The 4,658-nt window shown below is 69.0% G+C and carries 3 protein-coding genes, 1 tRNA gene and 1 pseudogene; 3 read left to right on the forward strand and 2 right to left on the reverse strand.

Annotated features, from left to right (window positions below):
- Positions 1-152: 152 nt before the first annotated feature.
- Both ACIKT0_RS13155 and ACIKT0_RS13160 read right to left on the reverse strand, forming a co-directional pair.
- Positions 153-575, reverse strand: a complete 423-nt coding sequence (locus ACIKT0_RS13155; protein WP_407105779.1) for a TIGR02588 family protein — start codon at positions 573-575, stop codon at positions 153-155.
- A complete protein-coding gene (locus ACIKT0_RS13160) occupies positions 575-1,432 on the reverse strand; it encodes a TIGR02587 family membrane protein (protein WP_407105780.1) in 858 nt (285 codons plus the stop codon). Before ACIKT0_RS13160 ends, ACIKT0_RS13155 begins: the two co-directional genes overlap by 1 nt.
- Before the next feature lie 123 nt (positions 1,433-1,555).
- Between ACIKT0_RS13160 and ACIKT0_RS13165 the strand changes: the two genes are divergently transcribed.
- The 3 genes and pseudogenes from ACIKT0_RS13165 to ACIKT0_RS13175 form a co-directional block, all read left to right on the forward strand.
- A tRNA-Ile gene (locus ACIKT0_RS13165) sits at positions 1,556-1,631 on the forward strand.
- A 327-nt stretch (positions 1,632-1,958) separates the two neighbouring features.
- The gene (locus tag ACIKT0_RS13170) at positions 1,959-3,314 is read left to right on the forward strand and encodes a ferredoxin reductase family protein (protein WP_407105781.1); all 1,356 of its coding nucleotides are present in this window, start codon (positions 1,959-1,961) and stop codon (positions 3,312-3,314) included.
- A gap of 306 nt (positions 3,315-3,620) precedes the next feature.
- Positions 3,621-4,658, forward strand: a pseudogene (locus tag ACIKT0_RS13175) (hypothetical protein); the annotation flags it as partial.

Consider the following 4,658-nt stretch of genomic DNA (forward strand, 5'->3'; position numbering starts at 1 on the left):
CGCCAGGAAGCTCTCCTGCGGGCCTTCGCGCAGCTTCAGATATGTGTCGACGACGGTCATGGATCGGCCGGCGGGACGCCCGGGCCTCGATCAGCAGGCGCGCGGCTTCGGCGACCTTGGGGGAGCGGACGGAAAGCTCGGAGGACGTCATGTCACGGCTCACGATAGGAGATCGGGGCAAGTTCCAGCGCGCCGGCGGCCGGGTCTTCCCGCAGCACGAAGCCGGCCTTGCGGCTCGAGTGCCGCGGGACGTAGTCGAGCGTCGCCTCGGCCTGTTCGGCGATCTGGTCGCCCTTCCTGAGCGTGGCGCGGATCACGACCTCCGCGGCCGCCGACGGGCCGCGGTTCTCGGTCTCGAAGCTCACGACGTAGCCGCTCTCGTTCCTGTCGACCGCGGTGACGCGCGCCACGAGATCCGGAGCCGCAGGGTGGTAGCTCAGCGCTTCCTTGCCCAGCAGGCCGAATACGGCGAGCGTGACCAGCGCGCCGACCGCGCCGACCGCCCATTCCAGCCGCCCGACGGCGCGCGGCGGCGCGTCGGACCGCGACTTGTCCTGTGACCGGGACTGCGCCATCAGCTCTGCCCTCCGACGATCAGCCGCGCGAAGGCGGCGCCGATCGAGGCCGGGAAGCCGAGCACCACCACGAGGCGGAGCGCCGCCCCCGGGCCAAGCCCCTCAAGCCGGCCAAAATCCCACAGCATGCCGGCGCAGACCAGCAACGCGACCGCGTAGCCGGCGAGCGTGTAGCAGACGAACAGGCTGAAGAAGCCGAGCCCCTCCGGGCGCAGCGCCGCCTGCCCACGGAATTGCACCGAGTAGACGATAGCGTGCATCGAGACGATCGAGAGCGCGACCAGCGCCAGCGCGTGGAAGGGCGTCATCGAGGCGGCGATCAGGTCGACCTCCTCGGTCGGGGCGATGTTGAAGCACAGGAAGACGGCGCCGGCGGCCAGGAACAGCAGATCGCCCGCATAGCCGGCGCGGCGGTTGCGGCTGCGGTCGGCCTCGTCGCCCTGCCCGAGCTGCCCCTGGGCGATCACCGCCCCGAAGCTCGCCGGCACCGCCTGGATCACGATCGCGCCGAGCATCTCGTCGAGGGACTGCGACGGGCCGATCACCCCGAACAGCGCCAGCACCACGGTGGACGTCACGAACCCGACAAGCAGCGCGACCAGGGCGTCGCGCACGTCGTCGAGCCACGTCTCGGTCTCCTGGAAGCCGATGTAGTGCGAGAGCCCCACCAGCAGCGGCAGCACCGCAAGCAGCAGCAGCATGAGGCGGCCCGGCTCCATGCTCCCGCCGAGCTGCCACATCTCCATCGTCATCAGAACGGGCAGGACGAACACGATCGCGCCGCCGAAAGCCCGCGCGAGAGCCACCAGGAACCCGCGCTCGATCTCACGGCGACGTTCGGCTGATAAAGCGGGCATGCGCGTCTGAGACCACGGCGGGGAGCAGGACCATCCCGAGCGCGGCGCGCCGCGTCAAGCCGACCATCCGCGGTGATCGAGCCCGATGACAAGGACCGCCCAATCAGCGTATGCGTGGGCGCGGGGCCTGTAGCTCAATGGTTAGAGCCGACCGCTCATAACGGTCTGGTTGCAGGTTCGAGTCCTGCCGGGCCCACCATTATTCTTCAGTGGTTTAGCCAGCCAGGATGTCGGCTCCCCGCTAGGGGGTTCAATGCTGTGCGCAACGGAATCGCGTTCTTCCGCTGAAGTCCGCGCGATTCGTTAAATGCGTAGCCCGCACCGGCGGCCCTCGGATCGCCTCGGACGATAACCGGCGGGGACCTGAAGTCTCGCGGCCGACTTGGCGAACCCTGCCTCACACGTGACCTGAGGCTCTGCCGCTGCAAGCGGCCCCGGATCTTTAGAACATCGTCAGCCGTTCCGCCTTCGCAAGTTCGGCGAAGCTCAGCCTCGCGACTGAGCTCCGGAGCGCGCGGAGGGCGGGATGAGACGCATCGCGATCGCATTCTGGGCGACCCTTCTGCTTCCCGTGGCGCTTTGGCTCGCGGCCGATCCGGGAAGCCTGACCCTGTCCGGCTTCTTCCCCCTCCGCGGCTCGATGGTTCAGCTCAGCGGCCTCCTGGCGATCACCTGCATGAGCCTCGCCATGATCCTCGCCACCCGCCCGAAATGGCCGGAGGGGTGGATGGGCGGGCTCGACAAGATGTACCGACTGCACAAGTGGCTCGGCATCGGCGCCCTGGTCCTGGCCGTCATGCACTGGCTCTGGTCGGAAGCGCCGAAATGGGCCGTGCGCCTCGGCTGGCTCGAGCGCCCGCAGCGCGGACCCCGGCCGGTTCCGGATCATGCGATCGAGCAATTCCTCCGAACGTGGCGGGGGACGGCGGAAACGATCGGCGAATGGGCCTTCTACGCCGCCGTGCTGCTGATCGCGGCCGCGCTCATCCACCGCATCCCGTACCGTCTGTTCTACAAGACGCACCGCCTGCTGGCCGTGGTCTACGTGGCCCTGGTGCTGCACGCGCTCGTTCTGGTCCGGCCGGCCTATTGGCTGTCGCCGCTCGGCGTCGTGCTCGCTGTTCTCCTGGCATGGGGCACATGGGCCGCCCTGGTGGTGCTCTTCCGGCGCGTCGGCGCCGGCCGGAAGGCGGCCGGCACGATCGAGCGGTTGCATTACGATCCGGCCCTGCGCGTGATCGAGGGCGTCGTGCACGTTCCGCAGGGTTGGCCCGGCCACAAGCCGGGGCAATTCGCCTTCGTCACCTCGGATGAGAGCGAGGGAGCGCATCCATACACGGTAGCCTCCGCCTGGCGCCCGTCCGATCACCGGCTGACTTTCATCACGAAGGAACTCGGCGACCACACCAAGCGCCTGCCGGACAGGTTGCGGATCGGGCAGCCGGTGACGGTTGAGGGACCCTACGGCTGCTTCACCTTCGATGACGACTGCGCGCGCCAGATCTGGGTCGGCGGCGGCATCGGGATCACGCCCTTCATCGCCCGCATGAAGCAGTTGGCGATGGACCGGCGCGACTATCCGGACCGGCCGCACGGACAGGCGGTCGACCTCTTCCACAGCACGGCCGAATACAGCGAGGACGCCATCCGGAAACTGACCGCGGACGCGGCCGCCGCCGGAGTGCGCCTCCACGTCCTTCACGACCCCCGCGACGGAAGGCTCAGCGGCGACGCGATCCGGGCCGCCGTTCCCGACTGGCCGGCCGCCAGCGTTTGGTTCTGCGGCCCGCCCGGCTTCGGAGCAGCGCTGCGAGACGACCTTGGCCGACATGGCCTGAGCGTCTCCGAGCGGTTCCACCAGGAATTGTTCGCGATGCGGTGAGTTCGCAGCCTCCCGGCCGAAGCGAGCGGAAGGACGTTCGTGTCCCGAGGAGGCGCGCTCAGCCTGCGCGAGGCGCCCTGCCCCTAGATGGCGCGCCCGACAAGCGCGCCGATGAGCGCTGCCGCGCCCATCGCAACGGCGCCCCGCCGGACCAATACTTGCGCGGACTGATCTCAAGCCCTCGTGAATTGAACCAAAGCCGGCTCAGTTTTCGGTTGACAATGACGCCTCTCGACTTTTGCATCGAGCCCGCTTTCGTCGGATTTCCGGCGTTATTTCGACAAAATTCGACGCAGGGCGGGTGGAATGGCGCGGATCGTGGGTCTCGTCGCAGCGTCGATCATGGTCGCGGTGGAGCCTGCGTCCGGGCAGCAGGTGACGAACACCCTCACCGCAGGCACGGACTATAGCTTCAGCGAGAAAGACTATCTCACCAATGTGAGCTCCGGAAACACGTCCGTGATCCGGCAGACCGGCTTCGGGCAAGACGTCAGGATGTCCGGCGCCAATTCGTCGCTCGAGGTTCGGGCCGTCGACGGCTCGGGGCTGTCGTCCGGTTCCTCCGTCGCCGCGATCTTCCAGCAGACCGACGGGGTCGCCGGCGGCGATGACACCAATGGCGGCCGCTCCGGCGCCGTGACGACGACGCTGAACAAGGTCGACCTGAAGACCACCGTCGACATCGGATCGAGCGCGCCGGGCGGCGTCTTTGGCCTTTACGCCCGAAGCTTCGGGCCGAGCGGCGGCCCGAGCACTCGTGACGAGCACAATGGCGGCGCGGGCGCGTTTTCAGAGGCGGTCACGATCACCGCCACGAACGGGAATTCGGCGTCGGTGAGCTCCAACGCCGGCGTCGGGGGCGCGGGCGTCTGGGCCGAGCAGCAGGGCGGCTTCGGCGGAACCGGCAAGGCGGAGTCGCACGGCGGCGCCGGCGGTGGAACCCGCGCCATGTCGCTCGACCTCGCCGGTATGACGATTTCGACCTCGGGCGCGAAGATGGCCGGCATATCGGCCATCCAGACCGGCGGCGCCGGCGGAAACGGCGAGAACGACGACGACATCTTCGGTGCCGGCGAAAGCGACGGCGGGGCTGGCGGCTCCACAGGCGGCATGACGATCAAGCTCCCCGAAGCGGCGTCCGCGGGGGCAACCTCCATCCGGACGACGGGCGACGACGCGGCGGGCGTGTTCGCCTCCGCGACCGGCGGCGCGGGCGGCAAGGGCGGCCTGCAGGGCAGCTACCTCTCCGTCACCTCGCATTCGGGCGACGGCGGGGGCGGCGGCTCCGCAGGCTCCGGCTCGGATCCGGCCATCAGCATCCATGGCGGCGGCACGGCGCGGATC

The sequence above is a fragment of the Hansschlegelia beijingensis genome, assembly GCF_045505405.1.
GTDB classification, from domain to species: Bacteria; Pseudomonadota; Alphaproteobacteria; order Rhizobiales; family Methylopilaceae; genus Methylopila; species Methylopila beijingensis_A.

Bases quoted from the DNA above. Each gene is read 5' to 3' on its own strand.
- ACIKT0_RS13155 (WP_407105779.1), bottom strand. From the start codon at position 575: ATGGCGCAGTCCCGGTCACAGGACAAGTCGCGGTCCGACGCGCCGCCG.
- ACIKT0_RS13160 (WP_407105780.1), bottom strand. From the start codon at position 1,432: ATGCCCGCTTTATCAGCCGAACGTCGCCGTGAGATCGAGCGCGGGTTC.
- ACIKT0_RS13170 (WP_407105781.1), top strand. From the start codon at position 1,959: ATGAGACGCATCGCGATCGCATTCTGGGCGACCCTTCTGCTTCCCGTG.